The organism is Citrobacter sp. R-1.5.2 (genome assembly GCF_035064245.1).
Lineage (GTDB): Bacteria > Pseudomonadota > Gammaproteobacteria > Enterobacterales > Enterobacteriaceae > Citrobacter.
In genome coordinates, this window is record NZ_JASEYC010000005.1 from 270730 (window position 1) to 294329 (window position 23600).

Annotated in this window: 24 protein-coding genes and 2 pseudogenes; 13 read left to right on the top strand and 13 right to left on the bottom strand. The window is 48.7% G+C overall.

From position 1 onward, the window contains the following. Positions 1-31 precede the first annotated feature (31 nt). Positions 32-415: a VOC family protein gene (locus QMN38_RS12225; RefSeq protein ID WP_323605132.1), complete on the top strand. Its 384-nt coding sequence runs from the start codon at positions 32-34 to the stop codon at positions 413-415. Between the two features lie 8 nt (positions 416-423). Here QMN38_RS12225 and QMN38_RS12230 read toward each other — a convergent pair whose 3' ends face one another. Further along, entirely contained in the window at positions 424-1335 is a 912-nt protein-coding gene (locus QMN38_RS12230; RefSeq protein WP_323605133.1) for a LysR family transcriptional regulator, read from the bottom strand. A 175-nt stretch (positions 1336-1510) separates the two neighbouring features. On the opposite strand from QMN38_RS12230, the gene QMN38_RS12235 reads away from it, so the two are divergent. The 4 genes and pseudogenes from QMN38_RS12235 (at position 1511) to QMN38_RS12250 (ending at position 4661) form a co-directional block, all read left to right on the top strand. Continuing rightward, a complete protein-coding gene (locus QMN38_RS12235; RefSeq protein ID WP_323605134.1) occupies positions 1511-2353 on the top strand; it encodes an SDR family oxidoreductase in 843 nt (280 codons plus the stop codon). 142 nt (positions 2354-2495) lie between these two features. Then, a pseudogene (locus QMN38_RS12240) lies at positions 2496-3116 on the top strand (carboxymuconolactone decarboxylase family protein); the annotation flags it as partial. Between the two features lie 42 nt (positions 3117-3158). Beyond that, positions 3159-3566, top strand: a complete 408-nt coding sequence (locus QMN38_RS12245) for a cupin domain-containing protein (RefSeq protein ID WP_249357525.1) — start codon at positions 3159-3161, stop codon at positions 3564-3566. A gap of 42 nt (positions 3567-3608) precedes the next feature. Next, positions 3609-4661 (top strand): NAD(P)-dependent alcohol dehydrogenase, encoded by a 1053-nt coding sequence (locus tag QMN38_RS12250; RefSeq protein WP_323605135.1) that lies wholly within the window; start codon positions 3609-3611, stop codon positions 4659-4661. A gap of 38 nt (positions 4662-4699) precedes the next feature. On the opposite strand, the gene QMN38_RS12255 is transcribed toward QMN38_RS12250, so the two are convergent. Beyond that, positions 4700-5731: a mechanosensitive ion channel family protein gene (locus QMN38_RS12255; RefSeq protein ID WP_271441973.1), complete on the bottom strand. Its 1032-nt coding sequence runs from the start codon at positions 5729-5731 to the stop codon at positions 4700-4702. 245 nt (positions 5732-5976) lie between these two features. On the opposite strand from QMN38_RS12255, the gene QMN38_RS12260 reads away from it, so the two are divergent. Next, positions 5977-6237: a DUF2534 family protein gene (locus tag QMN38_RS12260; RefSeq protein ID WP_048211538.1), complete on the top strand. Its 261-nt coding sequence runs from the start codon at positions 5977-5979 to the stop codon at positions 6235-6237. Between the two features lie 48 nt (positions 6238-6285). Here the strand turns inward: QMN38_RS12260 and uspE are convergent, their stop codons facing one another. After that, positions 6286-7236: a universal stress protein UspE gene (gene uspE, locus QMN38_RS12265; protein WP_005126626.1), complete on the bottom strand. Its 951-nt coding sequence runs from the start codon at positions 7234-7236 to the stop codon at positions 6286-6288. 313 nt (positions 7237-7549) lie between these two features. On the opposite strand from uspE, the gene QMN38_RS12270 reads away from it, so the two are divergent. Continuing rightward, positions 7550-8362, top strand: coding sequence for a class I SAM-dependent methyltransferase (locus QMN38_RS12270; protein ID WP_323605136.1), 813 nt, complete (start codon positions 7550-7552; stop codon positions 8360-8362). Positions 8363-8498: 136 nt separating this feature from the next. On the opposite strand, the gene fnr is transcribed toward QMN38_RS12270, so the two are convergent. Next, positions 8499-9251, bottom strand: a complete 753-nt coding sequence (fnr, locus tag QMN38_RS12275; RefSeq protein WP_003020397.1) for a fumarate/nitrate reduction transcriptional regulator Fnr — start codon at positions 9249-9251, stop codon at positions 8499-8501. Positions 9252-9445: 194 nt separating this feature from the next. Further along, the gene (gene ogt / locus QMN38_RS12280) at positions 9446-9961 is read right to left on the bottom strand and encodes a methylated-DNA--[protein]-cysteine S-methyltransferase (protein WP_121584698.1); all 516 of its coding nucleotides are present in this window, start codon (positions 9959-9961) and stop codon (positions 9446-9448) included. Between the two features lie 197 nt (positions 9962-10158). Between ogt and smrA the strand changes: the two genes are divergently transcribed. Further along, the gene (smrA, locus tag QMN38_RS12285; protein ID WP_323605137.1) at positions 10159-10722 is read left to right on the top strand and encodes a DNA endonuclease SmrA; all 564 of its coding nucleotides are present in this window, start codon (positions 10159-10161) and stop codon (positions 10720-10722) included. A gap of 12 nt (positions 10723-10734) precedes the next feature. Here smrA and QMN38_RS12290 read toward each other — a convergent pair whose 3' ends face one another. Both QMN38_RS12290 and QMN38_RS12295 read right to left on the bottom strand, forming a co-directional pair. Beyond that, positions 10735-11967 (bottom strand): GGDEF domain-containing protein, encoded by a 1233-nt coding sequence (locus QMN38_RS12290; RefSeq protein WP_271455568.1) that lies wholly within the window; start codon positions 11965-11967, stop codon positions 10735-10737. Positions 11968-12034: 67 nt separating this feature from the next. After that, positions 12035-14149, bottom strand: coding sequence for a putative bifunctional diguanylate cyclase/phosphodiesterase (locus tag QMN38_RS12295; RefSeq protein ID WP_271448777.1), 2115 nt, complete (start codon positions 14147-14149; stop codon positions 12035-12037). A 411-nt stretch (positions 14150-14560) separates the two neighbouring features. On the opposite strand from QMN38_RS12295, the gene QMN38_RS12300 reads away from it, so the two are divergent. The 4 genes from QMN38_RS12300 to dbpA all read left to right on the top strand — a co-directional run bounded on the left by QMN38_RS12300 (position 14561) and on the right by dbpA (position 18728). Further along, positions 14561-15727 (top strand): methyl-accepting chemotaxis protein, encoded by a 1167-nt coding sequence (locus QMN38_RS12300; protein WP_271457284.1) that lies wholly within the window; start codon positions 14561-14563, stop codon positions 15725-15727. A 157-nt stretch (positions 15728-15884) separates the two neighbouring features. Next, positions 15885-16868, top strand: a complete 984-nt coding sequence (gene zntB / locus QMN38_RS12305) for a zinc transporter ZntB (protein WP_005126644.1) — start codon at positions 15885-15887, stop codon at positions 16866-16868. A 275-nt stretch (positions 16869-17143) separates the two neighbouring features. After that, positions 17144-17326 (top strand): proline-rich small protein YnaL, encoded by a 183-nt coding sequence (ynaL, locus tag QMN38_RS12310; protein ID WP_318048358.1) that lies wholly within the window; start codon positions 17144-17146, stop codon positions 17324-17326. Between the two features lie 28 nt (positions 17327-17354). Then, complete coding sequence (dbpA, locus tag QMN38_RS12315) at positions 17355-18728, top strand: ATP-dependent RNA helicase DbpA (protein ID WP_323605138.1); 1374 nt, start codon at positions 17355-17357, stop codon at positions 18726-18728. Positions 18729-18805: 77 nt separating this feature from the next. On the opposite strand, the gene ttcA is transcribed toward dbpA, so the two are convergent. The 3 genes and pseudogenes from ttcA to QMN38_RS12330 all read right to left on the bottom strand — a co-directional run bounded on the left by ttcA (position 18806) and on the right by QMN38_RS12330 (position 20405). Then, complete coding sequence (gene ttcA / locus QMN38_RS12320; protein WP_061067980.1) at positions 18806-19741, bottom strand: tRNA 2-thiocytidine(32) synthetase TtcA; 936 nt, start codon at positions 19739-19741, stop codon at positions 18806-18808. A gap of 49 nt (positions 19742-19790) precedes the next feature. Further along, positions 19791-20057 (bottom strand): annotated as a pseudogene (locus tag QMN38_RS12325) (tyrosine-type recombinase/integrase); the annotation flags it as partial. A gap of 117 nt (positions 20058-20174) precedes the next feature. Continuing rightward, positions 20175-20405 (bottom strand): hypothetical protein, encoded by a 231-nt coding sequence (locus tag QMN38_RS12330; RefSeq protein ID WP_323605139.1) that lies wholly within the window; start codon positions 20403-20405, stop codon positions 20175-20177. A 412-nt stretch (positions 20406-20817) separates the two neighbouring features. Between QMN38_RS12330 and QMN38_RS12335 the strand changes: the two genes are divergently transcribed. After that, positions 20818-21180 (top strand): hypothetical protein, encoded by a 363-nt coding sequence (locus QMN38_RS12335; protein ID WP_323605140.1) that lies wholly within the window; start codon positions 20818-20820, stop codon positions 21178-21180. Between the two features lie 181 nt (positions 21181-21361). Here QMN38_RS12335 and uspF read toward each other — a convergent pair whose 3' ends face one another. The 3 genes from uspF to ompC form a co-directional block, all read right to left on the bottom strand. Further along, complete coding sequence (gene uspF, locus QMN38_RS12340; RefSeq protein WP_003833207.1) at positions 21362-21796, bottom strand: universal stress protein UspF; 435 nt, start codon at positions 21794-21796, stop codon at positions 21362-21364. 81 nt (positions 21797-21877) lie between these two features. Then, complete coding sequence (locus QMN38_RS12345) at positions 21878-22090, bottom strand: KTSC domain-containing protein (RefSeq protein ID WP_071887345.1); 213 nt, start codon at positions 22088-22090, stop codon at positions 21878-21880. A gap of 152 nt (positions 22091-22242) precedes the next feature. After that, on the bottom strand, positions 22243-23388 hold the full coding sequence (gene ompC, locus QMN38_RS12350; RefSeq protein ID WP_323605141.1) for a porin OmpC: 1146 nt from the start codon (positions 23386-23388) through the stop codon (positions 22243-22245). Positions 23389-23600 lie beyond the last annotated feature (212 nt).

Genomic DNA, 23600 nt, shown 5'->3' on the forward strand with positions numbered 1-23600 from the left:
CCGTTCAGAATAAAACGATAAGAGGATCGCGATGAAAATTGCACATATGGCTTTATGGACCCGGGATCTTGAGCGACAAGCCCAGTTCTGGGTGTCATTTTTTGATGGTGTGATAAACGAAAAATACTGCAGCAAAACCAATCCTGGGTTTGAATCTTATTTCGTCAGGATGGGTGAGGACATTGCGATTGAGCTAATGACAAAACCGGGACTGACCCACCCGGTACCTGACAATAACACTTCAGGGTGGGTGCATCTTGCTCTCTCTGTTGGTGGCGCGGGGCATGTTGATGCACTGGCGATACGCGCAAAAGAACAGGGCATCCTGGTCTCCGGACCACGAACCACCGGTGACGGATATTACGAGGCCGTCATTCAGGACCCCGACGGTAATTTAATCGAGATTGTAGCGTAATACGTAAATCAGGCCGGATGACAAAATTGCTCGCGCAGGATCTGTGTTAGAAGTTCAAATACCAGCCTTACTCTGCCCGGTAGCAGCGGAAGATGTGGCCGAAAAATATAGAGTTGCCAGGGCTGATAGTTAAGTTCTGGCAGCAGGTTTACCAGTTCACCGTTTTGCAAATAAGGCCGAACAGAGATATCTGCCAGTTGCCCAACCGTTCTTCCCGCCAGGGTGGCGGCCAGTTCGCTCTCAATATCGGAAGCGATAAACACCGGGTTTGCCGGAAAGAAACTGTTGCCATCGGCAAACTGCCATGGCCAAACGCGCCCTGAATTACTGTTGGTCAGGGCACTGAGCGGGTAGTTATGTTGCAAATCCTGGCGGTTTTTTGGCTTGCCCATTTTTTCAACTAATTGGGGAGACGCAACGATATTGACACCTACCGGGCAGATTGTTTTCACGATATATCGGTTATCCGGGACGGTGCCAATACGAATACCCATGTCGATCTGCTCGTCAATAATATTCAGATGTCTGCCGGTATTGTGCCACTCGATGCTGATTTCCGGATAACCGGCAAGGCCGTGCAGCAACTGGCGAATAATCTCACGGTTTTCGAATAGCGGGGGTAGTGTAATGCGTACTTTGCCTGCTATTTCCTGCGGGTTGTGACGTTTACCTTCTGAGAATAGCGCTTCGCTTTCAGCCAGCAGACGCTCTGCTTTTGGCCAGAACAGCTGACCGAAAGGCGTCAGCTTCATCTGCCGTGTATTGCGCAGAAACAACATTTCGCCAAGGCTTTGTTCCAGTTCAGCAATACCTCGAGTGATTTGTTGGGGGGCCAGACCGAGTGTTGCGGCAGCCTCTCTGAACTTCAGCGTTTCGGCTGCCGTACAAAATATCTTTAATGCGTCGAGTTTATCCAGCATACCGGGTGCACTTTTACGGGAAGATTATTCCTTCATTATATCAATATCTGGAATTCTGAAAGCATAAACGATTCATATACGAGTGATAATTATGACGTAATAATCATGCTCATTGAGATTCGGGTGGCGTAATACCCCGGATGCGTAACACTTAAAACAATGAACAGGAGGGAGTATGGTGCAACGTACATGGCTAATCACCGGTGTCAGCAGTGGGTTCGGTCGCGAAATGGCGCAGCAACTTCTTGAACGCGGTGAACGCGTGGTGGGGACCGTACGCGATCGCGCTAAAGTTAGCGATCTCCTGAGTCGCTGGCCCGTGACATTTGATGCACCGCAAGTAGATGTGACGGATAGCGCTGCACTGCGTCATACAGTGGATAGTGCCTGGCAGCGCTATGGGCGAGTTGATGTGGTCATCAGTAATGCGGGATACGGCCTGTTTGGTGCTGCGGAAGAGTTGAGTGACGATCAGGTCCGCCAGATGCTTGAGACAAATTTGTTGGGGTCCATTCAGTTAATCCGCTGCGCATTGCCACATATGCGAAAACAAGGCGGTGGACGTATCATCCAGATCTCCTCATATGGCGGACAGGTCGCATTTGCCGGAAACTCCCTGTATCACGCGACTAAATGGGGTATTGAAGGATTTGTCGAGTCGGTTGCCCAGGAAGTTGCTGCGTTTGATATCGGAATGACGATTGTTGAACCCGGCGGTGCACGGACTGAATTCCGTTATGGTAGCGCCCAGGTTGCCACACTGATGCCGGAATATGACGCGACACCTGCGCACAGTTTTCTGAAAATGCTTGATCCTGTCAATGGGCTTGCGCCTGGCGATCCGGCGCGTATGGCCGCGCAAATCATTGCCAGCGCCGACCTTGTTCCTGCGCCATTGCGTATGGTTCTGGGTTCGCAGGCGCTGCAAAGTACGCTCTCGGTGCTGCGTCAACGTGTTGCTGACTTTGAGACCCAGCATGCGCTTGCGGCATCAACAGATTTCCCTGCCGGTGAGTAGCACCTGCCACAGCGCTATTCATGACTTGTCTTCATAAGTTTGTCCTGATTTAACCCTCTAATCGTCGATACGCTGTGCCTCTATAATTTTGTTGTTTTCAGCATTCGGCGGCAGAGACTGTCGCCTGCCCGGAGAATCGAACATGTCAAATCATTTGAATGCCAGACAGCTGGCAGTCGTCCCCATTGCAGCATTCACTGCCACAGGACAGCCAGATAAGCTGGAGGCAGCGCTTAATGCAGGGTTAGATGCAGGGCTAACCCTGAATGAAGTGAAAGAGATTTTACAGCAGCTTTACGCATACTGTGGTTTTCCCCGCAGTCTGAATGGCCTGTCGTGCCTGATGTCGGTAGTGAAAGACCGCAAAGAAAAAGGGATTGTGGACCCAGAAGGGAAATCCGCTTCGCCGCAACCTGCTGACTGGAACAGCCTGCTGGCGGGAAGCCAAACGCAAACCCAACTGGTTGGACAGCCGGTTAGCGGCCCGCTGTTTGATTTTGCCCCTGCCATTGATACCTGGCTTAAAGCACATCTGTTTGGCGATATTTTTCAGCGCGATGTGCTGGACTGGCCGACCCGGGAACTGGCAACCGTCTCTGCGTTAGCCGTACTGGGCGGCGTGAACGGCCAACTGAAAAGTCACTTTGCGATCAGCCTGAATGTTGGGCTTCGCCCTGAGCAACTTATCGCGTTTACTGCGCTTCTTAAGCAGCACTGTGGTGCTGAGATTGCGGAAAATGCCCGTGCAGTTCTTGATGAATGTACTTCAGGAACACAGTCAGCTACTACCCCTACGGGAGTCATAATGAACGAACAATTTGATGGCAACAGCGTCTTTCCCCGGGGAGAGAAAAATGAAGCCTATGCGAAGTACTTCACCGGGACCAGCTATCTGACCATGCTTTCAATGGAAGGTGTGGTGATTGGTAACGTGGCATTTGAACCTGGCTGCCGTAATTTTTGGCACATTCATCATCAGGGCGGTCAAATTCTGCTGGTGACTGGCGGCAGAGGCTGGTACCAGGCGTGGAATCAACCCGCGCGAGAACTGAAAACGGGTGATGTGGTTCATATTCCGGCGGGAATGAAACACTGGCATGGTGCTGCGCGTGATAGCTGGTTTGCCCATATTGCGGTGGAAATCCCGGCAGCAGGCGCATCGAATGAATGGCTGGAGCCGGTCGCTGACGCCGAGTACAACCTGTTGCCCTGAGCTATGCTGGTTGAGGTGCACTTTATCCCTGAGGAGATCTAAATGGTCATGAATGTGAAGGGTTATGCCGCGTTGGCGGTAAAAGAAGATCTGGTCCCGCACAGTTTTGTTCGTCGGGATCCGCGTGAAGATGATGTCGTTATTGAGATATTATTCAGTGGGGTGTGTCACTCTGACATCCACAGTGCCTACAATGACTGGGGCGGCGCTACGTATCCGATGGTTCCCGGCCACGAAATAATAGGCCGCGTAGTGCATGTTGGGAAATCGGTAACAAAATTTGCGGTCGGCGATCTTGCCGGCGTGGGGTGTATGGTTGATTCATGCCAGCACTGTAGCGCCTGCGAACAGGGTCTTGAGCAATATTGCGAAGAGGGGAACACCCTTACGTATAACGATACGGACCGTCATGATGGCCTGCCTACTTTCGGTGGCTATTCTGACAAGATTGTCGTGACCGAGAAGTTCGTCGTGAAGGTGCCGGAAGGAATCGACTTACGCGGTGCTGCGCCGTTGTTGTGCGCCGGTATCACCACATGGTCGCCGTTACGTCACTGGCAGGTTGGGCCGGGGAGTAAAGTCGCTGTTGTTGGGTTGGGTGGTCTGGGACACATGGCGATCAAGCTTGCTAAAGCATTGGGGGCTGATGTTACGTTGTTCACGCGGTCGCCAGGCAAAGAAGCTGATGCCCGACGCCTGGGAGCCAGTCATGTTGTGCTTTCAACCGAAAGCGAGCAGATGAAAGCCGCGGCGAGCCAGTTTGACCTGATTATTGATACTGTTCCCTACGTGCATGATCTGAACCCGTATATTCCAACGCTGGCGCTTAGCGGAACGTTGGTGCTGGTGGGATATCTGGGGCCGTTGGATCCGTTCCTGAATACGGTTCCGCTGATCCTCGGTAGAAGAGCCGTTGCGGGTTCGGTGATTGGGGGGATTGCGGAAACTCAGGAGATGATGGATTTCTGCGGTCAGCATGGCATTACGGCCGATGTTGAGGTTATCAATATTCAGGATATTAATACCGCGTGGCAACGGATGTTGAAAAGCGACGTGAAATACCGCTTTGTCATTGATATCGCGTCACTGAAATAAAGGCAAAAAAGACGCGGATATCCGCGTCTTGGTTTTGGTTAGTGGGCAGAAGGTTGTGCCTCGGCGTTATCCATATACAACGTCTGACTGGGGAACGCAAAGTCAGCTCCGTTTTCCTGAACTATTGTAATAATTTTCAAGTACACATCTTGTTGTACAGCAAGCCACTCCTGCCACACGGTGGTTTTTGTGAAGCAATACACCATGATATTCAGCGATGAATCGGCAAACTCATTAAAATAGACCAGCAGGGTTTGCTTTTGATCTATTCCGGGATGACTTTGCAGCATTTTTCTGACCGACTCGACCACTGCGCCAATTTTATCAGCATCTTCATAACGTAACCCGATCACCGTTTTGATTCGTCGATTACTCATCCGCCCCGGGTTTTCTACACTGATGGAAGAGAAAATTGAGTTCGGCACATATAACGGACGGTGGTCGAAGGTGTTTATTTTGGTCATTCTCCAGCCAATTTCCGTCACCGTACCTTCGATATTTCGGTCCGGAGAGCGGATCCAGTCACCGATGCTAAACGGTCTGTCGAAGTAGAGCATAATGCCAGAGAAAAAATTACTCAGGATATCTTTACCTGCCATACCGACAGCGATACCGCCGATGCCGCCGAACGTTAACAGCCCTGACAGGCTCATGCCGAAATGCTCGCCGTACAGCAGGATGATGGCGACGACGATGGTAATCTTAATGATGCGCGACATGATCCGCGCACTGGTGATATCTCTGCCCTTGTTAATCTGCGTTTTTTCAAACTGGTTGATGACCAGAAAGAGTTTTATCGTCAGGATCAACGCAATCAACGAGGTACAGATAAAGTCGACCACGCTTGGAGAGATAAATTTCAGCTTATAACTATCGATGACGTTATTCGCAATAGTGCCAAATGTACCAATGATAATGGCATAAACAAAAAACTGTGCCGCATGGAATATGAATCCTTTGCAGTGTTTTTCACTACGATGAAACCAGACGCTCATCAGGACTAACGCTGCACAGCTGCTGAGAATTACCGTTAAATTAAACGCATTATTTATAAACAGTTCAGCGATCATGATTCTCCCAGGTCACTCCGTGTTAGCTAAATATCATCTGACATCCTTCATCAGCGGATATTTTACCCAGTTCAGGCTGTCAGATCATTAATCAAAAGGAGAGAGAAATAATACAATCAGCGTTATTTTCAGGCGAATAGTGCGCATGTCAAGTCTGAGTGTGGTGTATGTAGCAGACAGTGAGTTTATGTCATGGTATTGTTGCTGCAAAGTAACACGGTTTTCATCTGCAAAAGGACAGTACTATGATCATGGCTAAGCTGAAGACAGCGAAGGGACGGAAGTTTCTGTTATGTCTGCTTGGGGTATTTATCATTGCGGCATCGGTTGTGACGCGCGCGACGATTGGTGGTGTCATTGAACAGTATGACATTCCGCTTTCCGACTGGACAGCCTCGATGTATGCCATTCAATCCGCAATGATTTGCGTCTACAGTATGGTTTTTACTATTTTGCTGGCTATTCCGCTTGGTATCTATTTCCTCGGAGGCGAGGAGAAGCACTAGGTACATGTCATGCCGGATGACATCGCCATCCGGCATTTTGCTGCAGGATTAATCGTCTTCTTCGTCGTCCAGTTCAACCGGGGTCTGGTACTGATCCGGTTTGATAACCAGCAGGTCGCAACGCAGATGGTCGATAACCTGTTCTGCGGTATTCCCCAAAAACGCGGCTGATATACCGGTGCGCCCAACGGTGCCGAGAACCACGATACCCGCCTGTAAATGCTCAGCTAAATCCGGGATGACTTCTTCAGGCAATCCTTTTTCAACGTGTGTAACTTTTTCATCAATACTGAATTTTTGGCGTAACGCCTTCATGGCCAGCAGATGTTGTCCACGGATGGCGTCGTTGTACACGCTGGGATCAAATTCAGGTAGCTCAATCGCAATGTTGATAGGCGTTACAGGATAGGCACCCACCAGGTGTACTTCGGTATGGTTAACCTGTTCTGCAAGCTGCAACGTCTCTTTGACCAGTTTTTCGTTGAGTGCATTGTGATATGCCTCTTCACTGGCGAGATTCACCGCCACCAGCGCTTTACCCCCTTCCGGCCACGGCTGATCTTTGACCATCCACACCGGGCTTGGACATTTACGCAATAAATGCCAGTCGGTTGGTGTGAAAATCACGGCTTCAAGGCGGTCGTGTTGGTGTGCCATTTTGAGCACCAGGTCATGCTTAGCGCTGATCACTTCCTGGATGATGGCTTCGAAGGGACGGTTGTGCCAGACCACTTTAATATCAAGCGGGATCCCTGCTTCGATATAGTATTTCGCTTGTTCACGTATCCATGCTGTTCGCTGGCTGATGACCCCCTGACGCATTGCCGTACGCTCGTCCGGCGACAGCAGGGTGGTCATTTCGTAGGAAAAGTCATAGATCGGCAAAAAGGCTTTAATTTTGCCACCAATCCGTTGATGCAAATAAACTGCTCGCCGTAATGCTGGTTGATCGTCCTGGTTTGGATCGATGACTACCAGCATGTTTTGATACATAGCCATACAGGGTCTCCTTACAACTGTCACCGCAGTTCGTATTTAAAAGAGTAACCCAATAATGTGGATTGAAACAGGGGAGAACCTTCTGTCAGATCAATAAATGGAGGGAATCTGTGGTTTCAGCCCACATCCAACTCAATGTAAATCGCTTTTTCTCAGGATATGACTCCCGCCGGGAGCAACATTGCTTTCAGCACATCATTTGTTTCTCCTGGTAGCCGTTATTTACACAGGTGAAGAGTAGGGTTATCCCTGATTTAGCAACAGGCTGTGAATAATGAAGACTGGAATGGTTAGATATTTATAAGGAACAAAAATGCAAAATCCTATTCCCCTTGAAGAAGGGCGCGCCTTGTTTGGCCGGAACACTGAGATCTACCAGGAGGGCAGGCCTGATTATCCTGAACGGGTATATGATTTATTGAAAAAACATTGCGGTTCTGAAAACCATTTTCAGGCTTTTGAGATTGGGCCAGGAACGGCGCAGGCAACGGAAAAACTGCTGCATATGGGCTATCAGGTTACTGCAATTGAACCCGACCCGAATTTGGCGATGAAGTTAAACAAACGGCTGGAAGGTTATCCGCAGAATTCATTTACGCTAGTCCATTCCACCTTTGAAGATGCTAAATTGCCAACGAGTTACTTTGATTTAGGTATTGCCGCAACGTCTTTTCACTGGGTTGATCCTGCAAAGGGACTCGAAAAGGTTTTCCAACTTTTACGGTCTGGAGGATGGTTTGCTATGTGGTGGACTGTTTTTGGTGATCCATCCAACATGGACGCTTTTATGCAGAAAACTAATCACTTATTTGCCCCCCTGAGCACCAGCCCTTCGCATAAGGCTGGCTACCGTCACCCCTATCCATTACAAAAAGACGAAAGGATTAACGATCTGAAAAAATCCGGATTTACCGAGATCCTCAGCGAGGAGATCAGATGGGCGTCTCAAATGGATGTCAGACGAACAATCCAACTCGTATCGACATTCTCCCCGGTGGCTCGCCTGAATGAAACGGAGCGCGCAACATTTCTCTGTGAGATAGAGAGAATCATCAATAACGATTTCGGTGGCACGGTTAAGCGCAATTTCGTTACTGCTATTTATCTTGCCAGGAAGCCGGAGTAAAAAACGAGACGTTTATGCGCTCAGGAAAATAGGCTGGTGGGCATGTGACTTTGCTGGAAGAGGAGGAAAGCGGAACCTCCTGCCAGATCGTTAAATCGGAAAATTTAGAGATTTGACAGAAGGTTAGCTGAGAAGGTTACGCAACGTTACGCGTGTGTCCAGCCAGGACGGCCAGCGCATCGCTATTCTCAATCGTGATATATTTACCTTTCACCGCCAGCATACCGCTTTTCTGGAAGCGACCCAGCAGGCGGCTGATGGTTTCAACCGTCAGGCCGAGGTAATTCCCGATATCGCCACGGGTCATCGTCAGACGGAATTCGCGCGGAGAGAAGCCTCGCTGGGCAAAACGGCGGGACAAATTGTAGATAAAGGCCGCCAGGCGCTCTTCAGCATTCTTCTTCGACAGCAGCAGGATCATGTCCTGGTCGCCTTTGATTTCGCCACTCATCAGACGCATCATCTGCTGACGCAGGTTCGGCATTTTACCGGACAGGTCATCCAGGGTTTCGAAAGGAATTTCGCATACCATTGACGTTTCCAGCGCCTGGGCAAAGCTTGGGTGATGACCGCTGCCAATTGCGTCAAAACCAACCAGGTCACCCGCTAAGTGGAAACCGGTGATTTGCTCATCGCCTTGTTCGGTAATGGTATAGCTTTTTATCGTTCCGGAACGGATAGCATAGAGTGACTTAAGCTCGTCACCTGCTTTAAAGAGCGTTTGCCCCTTTTGGATAGGCTTTTTGCGCTCGATGATGTTATCGAGCTGGTCAAGCTCATGCTCGTTAAGTGTGAACGGGATGCAAAGCTGGCTGATGCTGCAATCCTGGCAATGGATAGCACAACCGCCAGACTGAATGCGCCGTATAATTCGCTTTTCCGGGATCATAGGTCTGCTCAAGCCGTAATTGATATTTGTCAATTTTAACATCTTTTTGGTGAGCACGTAAGCCTGAGCTACTCCCAATAGAGAATAATTCAGGCATAAGCGAGTTGAATGTTTGTATCTATATGATTAACCGTACTTTATTTGTGGGTGTATTGTGTGGAAGTGTGATGAATAAGGCATTAATTGCCTGGATTCTAGAGTAGTAGATAGCCTTCATGGCGCAATAACCACTCTTTTCGCTGCACGCCACCCGCATATCCAGTCATTGTGCCATTCCGTCCAATCACGCGGTGGCATGGGACGACGATGCTGACAGGATTGGAACCATTAGCCGCGCCAACGGCTCTGGCGGCACCGGGGCGCCCCAGCTGTTCAGCCAGTTGTCCATAATGCATGACCTGCCCGCAGGGGATAGTACGCAACGCTTTCCAGACCTCGCGTTGGAAAGGGGTTCCCGCGGTTGCGGTTTCAAGCGTGTCTATAATGCTGAGATTTCCCGCAAAATACTCTGCCAGCTTATCGCTTAGCCCTCCGGGGTTTTTGGCAGCAATACGCTGATAACCCTCAGAACGATAATGAATATCCAGCAATTGCTCCATACGATCGCGATGTTGATCCCATTCAACCGCACGCAGGCGAAATTGCTCATCACAAATTACCCACAACGGGCCAAGGGGCGTTGCAATGGTGTCTTCAAGTAAGTTCAGCATCCGTTTCTCTCATTACAGGCGGGGTTACACATTATCATGTCAGTGATAGTTGCAGCTATACCCCCAAAAACGGATCTTAACTTGTGGAGGTAAAGGAATGTCGCATGGTGCGTTATTGGAAATAACCGTAAACCGTTGTCGGTATAATAGTGCGCGGTTATGATAATGACCGTCGCATAATCGCTGGAGGATGAAACATGAACCTTGATGATGCATCGCTGTTTCTTGACGCCATGGGGGATGTTCAACCACTGAAGGGATGCGCCGATGTTCACTGGCAGCCAACGCGTAATCTTCGCGTCCCGGCACGTATTGATACGCTGCAGTTGGATAACTTTCTCTCGACAGGTTTTCTGGATATCGTCCCGCTGAGCGTGCCGCTGGAATTTCGTCGCGAAGGGTTACAGCATGGCGTGACTGACAAGCTGCGAACCGGGAAATATCCGCAACAAGCAAGCCTTAATCTTGTGCGGCAGCCCGTTGAAACCTGCCGCCAGATGCTATTTAGCTTTATTTTACAGGCGCAGCAGGATGGGTTACGCAACGTCCTGGTGATTCACGGTAAGGGGCGTGATGATAACTCCCATGCCAACATCGTTCGTAGCTACGTCGCGCGTTGGTTAACGGAGTTTGATGATGTGCAGGCCTTCTGCGCCGCACTGCCGCATCATGGCGGCAGCGGGGCATGTTATGTGGCGTTACGTAAAACTGCGCAGGCAAAACAGGATAACTGGGAACGCCACGCTAAACGTAGTCGCTAAACAGGGCAGTCATCAGGCAGCCAGCACTCTGTTTCTGCCTTCATTTTTGGCTTTGTACAATGCGTCGTCCACGCGCTTAAATAACTCATCAATACTTTCATTGGCTTCGTGTCGTGCTACACCAATACTGACGGTAAAACGGGGAAGGCCAGGGAGGCTCACCTTGGCTACCGTCGCGCGTATGACTTCAGCCAGATTAAGGGCTGCATCTAAAGACGTGCGTGGCAAAAGCAGTACAAACTCTTCTCCCCCCCAACGAAAAACCAGATCGTCTTTTCTTGCACAGGATTCCAGGGTGCGTGCCAGCGCGCAAAGTACATCATCGCCTTTTAAATGCCCGAAAAGATCGTTAATGCTTTTAAACCGATCGGTGTCGATTAGCAGCAAACTGTAATCCTGCGTTAACGATGTTGTGTGTGTCTGCTCTGGCTCAGTTATCTGATAAAAATGCCGCCGGTTGAGTAACCCGGTTAACGCGTCATGTAAGGCGGCGCGTTCCAGTTCCAGTTCCAGACGTTTTTGCTCGGTAATATCGTGAACAATACACAGCATCAGCTTATTGCCGTAGATTTCGATAGGACCGGCATAGGTTTGTACGTGACGGGTACTTCCATCGGCAAGTCTGTGGACAAAATGTAAGGGCTTATGGCCGCCAGGCAGATGCGCAATCTTATGCATTACCGGCAATATATGGCGCCCCAGCATATTGATTTCCCAGGTATGCTTCTGACACATTACGTCATGATCATAGCCATAGAAATGCAGGGCACTGAGGTTTGCATCCACAATCAATCCGTCGCGTGACGGATCGATAAGCAACATTGGTGCTGAGTTAGTCTGGAAAAAACGGGCATAGAATCCTTGTTTTTTCCGCTGATAGGTGGCAGAGCGGCTGGCTTTCAGACCTTGCGCTGTCGGTGTTTCAATGCCTTCATAGAGGATAACATCACCTATATCCTGAAGCGTCCTGATGGACAAACGACAGGCCAGCGCGATTTCCTCGCTTTCGCGGTAAACCGTGAGGATCTCCACAATGTCATGATGATTGCGCAAATCACTGAGATACATAGGTAAATCATTTTGTGCGTGCGTGGAGAATGTGCCTTTTCTGAGAGGGGGGAAACACGGGGCCTGCATCAGTTCCCGTGCAACGGTATTGGCGAACACCAGTTCTTCGGTATGTGGCGAAACGATCCAGACCGGAATGGTTAATAAATCCAGTGAATGCAGCTCGTTTATGCTCATCGATAATCCCGTTATCTTCATATGCTGTGTTGCCGGTTTATTGGCGAATTTTTTTAATTATGCAATCTCACAATGTTATTGATTGTCGGTGAGACAAGGGTTGTACCGTTGGTTTTACTGTTGTGGCGTTTTCAGTTTGTATCAATTCATAGATTTTATGTGCTGGCAGCGGTTTCGCATACAGGAAGCCTTGCAGCACACCGCAGCCCATCTGGGTTAACAGCGCTTCCTGCTCCTGGGTCTCTATCCCCTCCGCCACAACGCACATATTCATAGAGTGCGCTATGTCAATAATAGTAGACACGATTTTTGTATTTTTGCTGTTCTCACTAATATCTTTGACAAATATTCTGTCTATTTTTAATTCCCGCGCCGGAAGTGATTTCAGCATCAATATATTTGAATAACCGGTGCCAAAATCATCAATAGAAACGGTGATCCCCAAATCGGCAAACGCGTTCAGGACTTCCACGCTGCGTTTTAAATTTTTAAGTGCCGTACTTTCAGTCAGTTCCAGCGTGAGATGTGCAGGTGAAAGCTGATATTGCGCCAGGGCGTTGCAGACTATATCGACAATATCAGGTTGTTCAAACTGGGCGGGTGACAGATTAACGGCAAGGGTCCACTCCGTGTGGCCTTGTGACTTCCATTGATATAACTGGCGGCATGCCTGCTGGAGAACCCAGGTGCCGACAGGAATAATCAACCCCGTTTCTTCAAGTGCGGGCAGGAATTCAGCCGGCAGCAGAACGCCGCGTTCAGGATGATGCCAGCGTAACAACGCCTCAAAGCCTGTCAGAGAGTGATCCCCGGCGGTGTATTTAGGTTGATACCATAATTCGAATTGATTCCGCTCAAGCGCTTGTGACAGTTCTTGCAAGAACGTTGGCGGCGTATCGGCGATAGCCTCCATCTCTGGGGAGTAAATCGCCCAGCCGTTTCTGCCCGCCTGTTTGACATGATACATCGCAGTATCGGCTTTTACTTTTAGCTCATGTAACGTTGAGCCGTGTTCGGGATAAAGACTGCTTCCCGCGCTTAACGAAACACGAATGGTGTGTCCAAACAGTGTAAACGGTTCTTTGACTGCGCTGGCAATGCGGGTCATCAGCACCGAAATGGCTTCCCGGTTGCTGTTTGGCACCAGCAGGATAAATTCATCACCACCCAGCCTCGCCAGCGTCATGGTGTCATCAAGGCAGCTGTATATGCGTTGCGTGCTGGCGATAAGCAACTGATCGCCAATGTGATGGCCCCAGGTGTCGTTTACGATTTTGAATCGGTCAAGGTCGATAAAGACCAGGGCGAAGTGTTGTTGATGCAGTTTGGAATGACGCAGGCAGGTCTGTAAGCAGGCGTCTATTTGCGTTCGATTGGCAAGGCCGGTCAGCGCGTCGAAGTGGACCTGGTGCTCAAGCTGGCAGTTCAGTTGATGCAGATTATCGGCCAGTCTTGAGGTACGTAGCTGAGAATCCACCATCGAAATGACCAGCATAATACCCAGAATCACCAGCGTGACGGCGCAGACCCAGATAGAGAGTTCCAGTGTGCTCAGCCCATCATGTGCGGTGTGTCCGAAATGAGTGAAGGTGGCCGCCCCCATCCCGGTGTAATGCATTGAGGCAATCGCCAGTGCCATTACCAGAGCGGCAATAAGTCGGTTTATTAATGCGCGTCGGGTATTTTGCCGCAAATGAAAAGCTAACCACAGGCCGATCCCTGACGCGATAATGGCAATGACCACGGAAAGTAAAATGAGTGAGAACTGCCAGCGGATAGCAACATGTTCAACGATAGCGACCATGCCAACGTAGTGCATGGCCACAACACCAGTGCTTAATAGGCTTGTTGCAACAATAAGCCGCCTGGTCGAAAGCGTTTGACCTGATATTGCAATATTGATGGCAAGCGTCGCGGAAATGAGAGCAATCAAAAAAGAAAATGCCGTGAGCGAAAAGTGATAATTAATAGGCATGCTCATTTTCATGGCCAGCATGCCAATAAAATGCATCGACCAGATCCCCATCCCCAGCGTTGCACCGCCAGATAAACGCCAGAAAGTCGATTCCCGACGACTGGAGATCGCCACTTTCCCTGCGCTATCGAGGGCAATAAACGAAGCAATGAATGCGACAACAAAGGAAATCCCAATCAGTACAGGGTCCCATGACACGTGCAACATCTTACTACCCATCGATAAAAAACCGTGATGATAAATCTAGCAGATTCTGTCCAGTTAACCTGGTAAAACCCGGCGCGTTCTTATTTTCCTGTCAGCAGTATTAGTCTGAGCCGCTATAACGGTGGAATATGTGATGTTCGCTTATGAAAACATTCACCATATTTATGGTTTGGTGTATTTTTGTTCGTATTGTGCACTGGGTGACAATAGTCTGGCAACTGGCGTGAATGCCAGCTTATGCGGGATAAACAACCAGACTAATGTAAACTGGTGGTGTGATAGTGCGCTTTAAGTGAAAAGGCGACATGCTCTCATTGAAAATGGAACTTTCGGTATCGCGGAATGGCAATCTGCATTGCAGGTGCTATAAAAAATAATACTCCGCGTTATTCTTTGGCAGGCAGGATTAAAATGTTAAATAATATAAGCGTCAGGACGTTTATTATTTTATTTCTGGTATGTACCGTAGTTGCCCTCAATATCGTTGAGGTAATATTATCTGCAGGGTTTGATGTCATTATTGGCACTGATGTGGTTTGTACTATTTCACTATTATATTTATGGTGGTATATGACAAAATATCTCGTCGTGCCGATTAATACGGTAAAAGAAAGCATTGAAGAGGTGACCGCAGGGAATCTGGCGATGAGTATTCCTGAGTTCGGTAATAACTGTGCAGGCAGACTTATTCCGGGAATTAACAGTCTGGCGAGTAATATTTCTACGTTAGTCAGTGAGATCAGAACCTCTTCGCGGACCGTGATGACGCTTTCCGAACAGCTCGCAGAGCGTAGCGCCGAATTGTCCGTAAAAACAGAACAGCAGTCTGGCGCGTTAATGCAAACAGCTGCAAATATGGATGAGATAGCGGTTAGTACGCGCAATAATGCAGATAATACGCAAATGGCGAGCGCCCAGGCAAATATTGCGACACAATCTGCTCGCCAGGGGGGCGATTTAATGGTGCAGGTCGCCACCAATATGCGCTCGATCACCGACTGCGCTCAGCAGATGACTGAAATTATCGCGTTAATCGATGGTATTGCATTCCAGACGAATATTCTGGCATTGAATGCGGCGGTTGAGGCGGCGAGAGCCGGCGAACATGGCAAAGGTTTTTCTGTCGTTGCAGGTGAAGTGAGAATATTGGCACATCGTAGCGCAGAAGCGGCAAAGAGTATTAAACGTCTTATCGATGAAACGCATTACAATGTCCAGCAGGGTGCGGCGGTTGTACGTGAAGCCGAAAAGAACATGCAGGATATTGTGGGTGGTGCTGGGCAGCTAAATCAGCTGATGGCGGAGATATTAACAACCACACGGGAACAGGAAAACGGGATCACCAGAATTACCCAGGCTCTGACCGAACTGGAAAACGTGACGCAAAGTAATGTCAGCATGGTCGATGAATTATCTGATTCGTCCGGCATCCTGAAAAGTCAGGTGAATGATCTTCTGTCACGTACACATAAATTTCGCTTAAGTAAAAATATGTCTGTCGAAACAACCACGATCTTGCATCGAGATCCCCCTGTTTCCGGACTACGTCAACGGGTTAAATACGGTTCTTCATTTTAAGATTCAACATCTGCTCGCCACAGCGCCGAACCCGTCGGCGCTTTTTATTTTCTTGAACACTTTTATGAATCATTTCAGCATAATGGGACAATGCGATATTGCTTAACATATACTGAAGACTAGACTAACGAAAAGTTTGAATGTTTATGGAGGCGCTGTGGAAGCCATTAAGGGAACCGAAGTTAATGTGCCGGATGCCGTGTTTGCCTGGCTGCTGGATGGTCGCGGTGGCGTGAAACCGCTGGAAGACAACGATGTTATCGACAGTGCGCATCCGTGCTGGCTGCATCTTAATTACACCCATTCTGATAGCGCGCAATGGCTGGCGACAACGCCTCTGCTTCCTAATAATGTGCGTGATGCACTGGCGGGAGAAAGTACTCGCCCGCGCGTAAGCCGGGTCGGGGAAGGGACGCTGATTACGTTACGCTGTATTAATGGCAGCACCGACGAACGCCCTGACCAGCTTGTCGCCATGCGCTTATATATGGACGAACGCCTGATTGTCTCAACGCGTCAGCGTAAAGTGCTGGCACTGGATGATGTGGTGAGTGACTTGCAGGAAGGGACGGGACCGTCTGACTGTGGTAGCTGGCTTGTGGATGTTTGTGATGCCTTAACCGATCATGCCAGTGAGTTTATCGAACAATTGCATGACAAAATTATCGATCTGGAAGACAACCTGCTGGACCAACAGATCCCGCCTCGCGGCTTTCTGGCATTGCTGCGCAAACAACTGATAGTCATGCGGCGCTACATGGCCCCTCAGCGCGATGCTTATGCGCGCCTGGCGAGTGAACGTTTACCGTGGATGACTGACGATCACCGACGTCGGATGCAGGATATTGCCGACAGGTTGGGAAGAGGGCTGGATGAAATCGACGCGTGCATCGCCCGGACGGGCATCATGGCGGATGAAATTGCTCAGGTTATGCAGGAGTCTCTGGCGCGAAGAACCTATACCATGTCGTTGATGGCAATGGTTTTTCTGCCCAGCACATTTTTAACCGGCCTGTTTGGCGTCAATCTCGGGGGGATTCCCGGTGGCGGCTGGCAGTTTGGTTTTTCACTATTCTGTATTCTGTTAGTTGTCCTGATTGGTGGTGTTACTTTATGGTTGCATCGTAGTAAATGGTTGTAACAACTACATTTTTTAGCGACTTTCGTGAGTGAAAACGGCTAAGTTTTTGAGCGAGGTCAATAAACCATCTACCTATTCGGGGCAATATCTCTCTCGCAGGTGAATGCAACGTCAAGCGATGGGCGTTGCGCTCCATATTGTCTTACTTCCTTTTTTGAATTACTGCATAGCACAATTGATTCGTACGACGCCGACTTAGATTAGTCGGCTTTTTTTTGCCTGCAGGAAACCAGCGTCTACCCTAAAAGGGTCAGTCTGACTCACTGGAGGGTAATATGACCTGCTTATTCGCCCCGTTGCCGTTGCAACGACCCCATTTCGATACTGTCCCCACCGACCCGGTTCCGATTCCCGATCCAATACCTCGTCCGCAACCTATGCCGGACCCGTCACCGGATGAAGAGCCGATTAAATTGTCGCATCACGGGCGCAGATCTGCGAGGATACGCGCCTGCTGAATGTGAGTTTTTACCGCGAGATTAAATTGTGACCGCTTTTTCAACCCTGAATGTTTTGCCTGCCGCCCAACTCGAGAATCTTAATGAGCTGGGTTATCTTGAAATGACGCCTGTTCAGGCTGCTGCCTTGCCGGCAATCCTGGCAGGAAAAGATGTTCGTGTGCAGGCAAAAACCGGCAGTGGCAAAACGGCCGCGTTTGGTCTTGGCCTGTTACAGCATATTGATGCTGCGCTGTTTCAGACTCAGTCGCTGGTACTGTGCCCAACACGCGAACTGGCTGACCAGGTCGCGGGTGAATTGCGTCGATTGGCGCGTTTTCTGCCAAATACCAAAATTTTAACGCTGTGCGGTGGTCAGCCCTTTGGCGCTCAGCGTGATTCTCTGCAACATGCCCCACACATTATTGTTGCCACGCCGGGGCGTTTGCTCGACCACCTGCAAAAAGGCACCGTCTCCCTTGATGCGTTGAATACGCTGGTGATGGATGAAGCCGACCGGATGCTGGATATGGGATTTAGTGATGCGATTGATGATGTGATCCGCTTTGCGCCAGCGTCACGTCAGACACTGCTGTTTTCCGCAACCTGGCCGGAAGCGATTGCCACGATCAGTGGTCGCGTACAGAACAACCCGTTAACGATTGAGATTGATACAGTCGATGCGTTGCCAGCGATTGAACAACAATTCTTTGAAATCTCCTCACACGGCAAAATTCCGCTGTTGCAAAAATTGCTTAGCCAGCATCAGCCGGCATCATGTGTGGTTTTCTGTAATACCAAAAAAGATTGTCAGGCTGTTTGTGATGCACTGAACGCAGCAGGGCAAAGCGCATTATCGCTTCATGGCGATCTTGAGCAACGCGATCGGGACCAGACGCTGGTACGTTTTGCCAACGGCAGTGCTCGTGTGCTGGTTGCCACTGATGTGGCGGCGCGTGGCCTGGATATTAAATCGCTCGAGCTGGTGGTTAACTTTGAACTGGCATGGGATCCGGAAGTTCATGTACACCGTATTGGACGTACTGCCCGTGCGGGTAACAGTGGTCTGGCGATTAGCTTCTGTGCGCCGGAAGAAGCGCAACGTGCCAATATTCTGTCCGAGATGCTGCAACTGAAGCTGAACTGGCTACCTGCACCGGGTAATGCCTCAATTCTGCCGCTGGAGGCTGAGATGGCGACGCTGTGCATCGATGGCGGTAAAAAAGCGAAAATGCGGCCTGGTGATGTATTAGGGGCGTTGACCGGAGATATTGGTCTGGACGGGGCGGATATCGGCAAGATTGCCGTGCATCCGGCGCATGTCTACGTGGCCGTTCGCCAGTCTGTGGCACATAAAGCGTGGAAGCAACTGCAGAACGGTAAGATCAAAGGCAAGAACTGCCGGGTTCGTTTATTAAAATAAATGCCCGTAGGCGTGCCTGATGGCGCTCCGCTTATCAGGCCTACAGCGCTTGTGCACGTTGTAGGCCTGACAGAGGTTTACTTCACTTCCACCACGTTCAGACGCAACTCATCTAACTGGTTTTCATCTTCTTCCGGCTGCCAGCCTGCTGGTTGCAGTGGGATCTCTTCACGATCGAATGCCAGATCACCGCCATCTACCACTTCTGAGCCGTGTTTGATGCCTTTAAAATCGAACAGATTAATATCGCTCAGGTGAGAAGGCACCACATTCTGCATCGCACTGAACATCGTTTCAATACGACCTGGATAGCGCTTGTCCCAGTCACGCAGCATATCCGCGATCACCTGACGTTGCAGGTTAGGCTGTGAACCACACAGGTTGCACGGAATAATCGGGAAGCCTTTCGCTTCAGAGAAACGCTCAATATCTTTTTCGCGGCAATAGGCCAGCGGACGGATCACAATATGCTTACCATCATCGCTCATCAGCTTCGGTGGCATACCTTTCATCTTTCCGCCGTAGAACATGTTTAAAAACAGTGTTTGCAGGATGTCGTCGCGATGGTGTCCCAACGCAATTTTGGTGGCACCTAATTCGGTTGCCGTGCGGTACAAAATGCCGCGGCGCAGACGGGAACACAGAGAGCAGGTCGTTTTGCCTTCAGGGATTTTATCTTTGACGATCCCGTAGGTGTTTTCTTCGACAATTTTATACTCAACTCCCAGTTGTTCCAGATACTCCGGCAGGATGTGCTCCGGGAAGCCCGGTTGTTTTTGATCCAAATTTACGGCGACCAAAGAGAAACTGATCGGGGCGCTTTGCTGCAAATTCCGCAGGATTTCCAGCATGGTGTAGCTATCTTTCCCACCGGAAAGACACACCATAATGCGATCGCCGTCTTCGATCATATTGAAATCGGCAATAGCTTCACCTACGTTACGACGCAGGCGTTTCTGTAATTTGTTCAGGTTGTATTGTTCTTTCTTTGTAACTTGTTGATTATCTTGCATTATTACCGTTCTCAAAAACCAAAAGGGGCATATAAGGGGCAAACTTCCATCACAGGGCTAGTTTGTTATTCAACATTGCAACCTGATCGCCATTCATTTCTTCAATCCATGTACTGTAGACTTCGTACACCATCTGCGCGTTTTCATGCCCCATCTGATTAGCTATAAATGATGGATTTGCTCCAGCCGATAACAGCCAGCAGGCAAAAGTATGCCGCGTATGGTACGGATTACGGCGACGAATACCAGCACGTTTTACAGCTGCGATTTATTTGATTCCGATACTACTCACAGAGTAGTAAGGTTTCTGCTCGCCTATACCCCAGGCATTGGGCCACAATTTGACAACGTTGAGCTCGTCCTTGCAAGCCATCGGCACCGCAGGTTTTTTTATGCCATCGCCATGGGCAGACCTATAGCAATGGCTAAAAGATCACTTCTTACAAAGGATGCGCAACTCTTTGCGGTTGAAACCACCTTCTTTCGATAAATCTTGATAACCGTTGGGGCAAACTTCATTGGCTTTTGAATAGCAAATATTCCATCCGGTAGCAGCCCCACATTGGATATCGTACTCACTTGAACCATCTGGGCGTTTAATTTCCTGGGATGTGGAACATGCTGCAAGAAGGCATGCTCCCATGAACACTATTAGTAATTTCACTTATCGTCTCTCTTCATTGCCTGTCGGCATTTCCAAAGGTAAATTAATGGCACTCGACGCAAAGCAAGACACGTTTTCCGCGAGTATCTCATCAATTAAAGCGCCACACAGGTGGCCATCAAAAGTTGACATCCGGAACAGGATTGTCGAGCTCAAGAATAATTGAAGTAAGGTATTGGGTATTGATGCTAGTTATGTATTGCGTTACTTACTGCAAATCTAACTGATGGACAGAGGAACAACTTTGTGTATCCAGTGTTCGAAGTGGTATCAATAATGCGAGAACGGCAATGTTTGATGGCAGTTCGTCAATGTAATCATATCTGTAGGGTATCAGATACGCTGGGTTTATTGATTTATCAACTGCACCATATATCATCTGTTCGAAAAAATTCGATGATAAAGGCTGGCAATGAAAAAGTTGATGATGATTGTTTTACTCCTTTCTCCTGCTGTAACGGAAGCTAACGTTCAAAGAATTGCATGTAGTTTTGATGTAAATGGCTCTGGGCGTGAGTTAGTCGCAGAACGAAGTGAAGCGCAGGGAGAGCGGGTGTTGACTGTTAGAGGAGATGCTTTTACGCCTTCTGATACGGGGCAATGGATAAGAGATAGCCAAAAAGGAAGGGTTTATCTTGAAAACTGGAAAGACGATAAGGGTAACACTGCGCAACTGTACTCGAACTCAAACGATCAACTTGATAGCGGACTGGTTGTATACCATAAAGATGGCAGCGAAAGTCTTTACTCTTATCTGTGTTCATTTGTGGATTAATCATCTCGGTACTACTCAATCAGAGCACTGATTTTTTACCTTCCGCACGGTATGCGTTATAGCAACCAGATAGCTTAATCTGCCGACATGGAACCATCAGCTATTTTTCCCTCCAGGTCAGGAATCGCGGGGTAAACGAGGGAGAAACAAAAAGCCCGCAACGGTGTGCGGGCCAGACAGCTTAGCGGACTACCAGTACCGAACACTCTGCATGACGCACCACGGCTGCGGCGTTAGAGCCCAGCAGATAAGTGGTGATGTCCGGTCGGTGTGAGGCAATAATGACCATATCGGCCGGTAATTTTTTAGCGATCTCCAGGATTTTATCTTTCGGCGCACCTTCAGCAACGTGAACATGCACTCTGTCCGTTGGGATATTGAACTTCTTGATAATCTCTTCCAGTTGAGATTTCGCTTCGGCTTTCAGATCGTCCATGGCCGGTAACTCTGCCGAGTAGGCCAGTCCCAAAGAAGCGTAATAGGGCAGTGACGGAATAACGGTCAGAAAATGCACCTGCGCATCGTCAATTTTTGCCTCTGCTTCAACATGGGCAATAACGCGTTGAGTTAATTCTGAGTCTGAAATATCGATGGGTACAAGAATCGTTCTGTTCATAAAACCTCCTGTTTAAGTATCCACGTAAAGCTTACCGCGTAATGGCACTTTATGTACAATGACAAAGATCACATTTTGGCATCACTTTATTTTGATTTCAGGAAATTTCCCTTTTATAACCCCATCATAAAATCGGCCCTTGGAGACCACGCTCAGGAAATCTCGAAAAATACGCGCCGGGACATGTTGATACTGCAATGTAGTTAGTTGATGAAAGCGAATTTCAAGTGTGCGCGAGGATTCGTCATAGCCGACGGATGCAATACGGGATGATTTAACGGGGTGATGATTCATTGCAGGTATCCTCTACTACAGGTATTAATGCAAGATATCATCTATCAGAGATGTGTTTTAACGCAACAGATATAACGTTTTGATCTGGATAAAACAGAATTGCTATTAATGAAAGGATAGCCCGCTGTTGCCAGCGGGCTGACAGAGACAGATTAGAACTGGTAAACCATACCCAGTGCCACAGTGTCATCGGTAGAGATGTCGTTGCCAGCGTAGAAACTGTCATCTTCGTCCAGCAGGTTGATTTTGTAATCAACGTAGGTGGAGAAGTTTTTGTTGAAGTAGTAAGTTGCACCTACATCAACGTATTTAACCAGATCTTTGTCGCCAGTCGTTCCGTTCGGGTTGCCTGCATTGCCTGCCAAAGAAAGGTCTTTACCTTTAGACATCAGGAAAGAGACTGCCGGGCGCAGACCGAAGTCGAACTGGTACTGTGCAGTCACTTCGAAGTTCTGAGTTTTGTTTGCAACAGTATAATCGCTACCATTTGAGCCGCCATACGGGGTCATATTACGGGTTTCAGAATACATGGTTGCTAAATAGATGTTGTTCGCGTCGTATTTCAGACCGGCAGTCCACGCATCCGCTTTGTCGCCGCCAGCAGTGGATTGATTTACCTGCTCGTTTGTACGATCGGAAGAGGTATATGCTGCGCCGAAGCTTACACCCATACCCAGATCGTAGGTAGAGGAGATACCGAAACCATCACCGTTGGAATGTTTCAAATCACGGCCATCGTTGTTGGTACCTTCCTGGCCATTCTGGTTTTCATTCTTACCCTGATATTGCAGCGCAAAGTTCAGACCATTAACCAGACCGAAGAAGTCGGTATTACGGTAGGTTGCTACACCGTTAGCGCGGCCGGTCATAAAGTTATCTGAGTAAGTGTAGGAGTCACCGCCGAATTCCGGCAGCATATCGGTCCAGCCTTCTACGTCGTAAAGTACGCCGTAGTTACGACCGTAATCGAATGAACCGTAATTGCCGACTTTTAAGCCTGCAAATCCCAGACGAGTCCAGGCGTTAGAACCTTCAGATTCAGTGCTATTAGCCTGAACCTGATATTCCCACTGACCATAGCCGGTGAGCATATCGTTAATCTGAGTTTCGCCTTTGAAGCCACCACGAACATAAGTCTGATCGCCATCGCTGCCTGAATTATCAGAAAAGTAGTGCAGGGCATCTACTTTACCGTAGAGATCTAACTTGTTGCCGTCTTTATTATAAACTTCAGCAGCGTGAGCAGCGCCAGCAGCTAACAGTGCAGGAATTACGAGTGCCAATACTTTTCTGTTCATTGAAATAATCCTTTAGTTTTTTTATTAACCTGTGACTACCCGTGTAGGGAGTAAAAGCATGCTAAAGGAGAAGTTCCGTAAAGAGATAAATATGAATTGTTACGTCTTAAGTAAAACCTTAAATAAATAATTCTGTTGAAATGATGATAATTATCATGAATGTTTTGTTGTGAAAATATATAAAATAAAAATTATACAAGAGGGGGTTATTG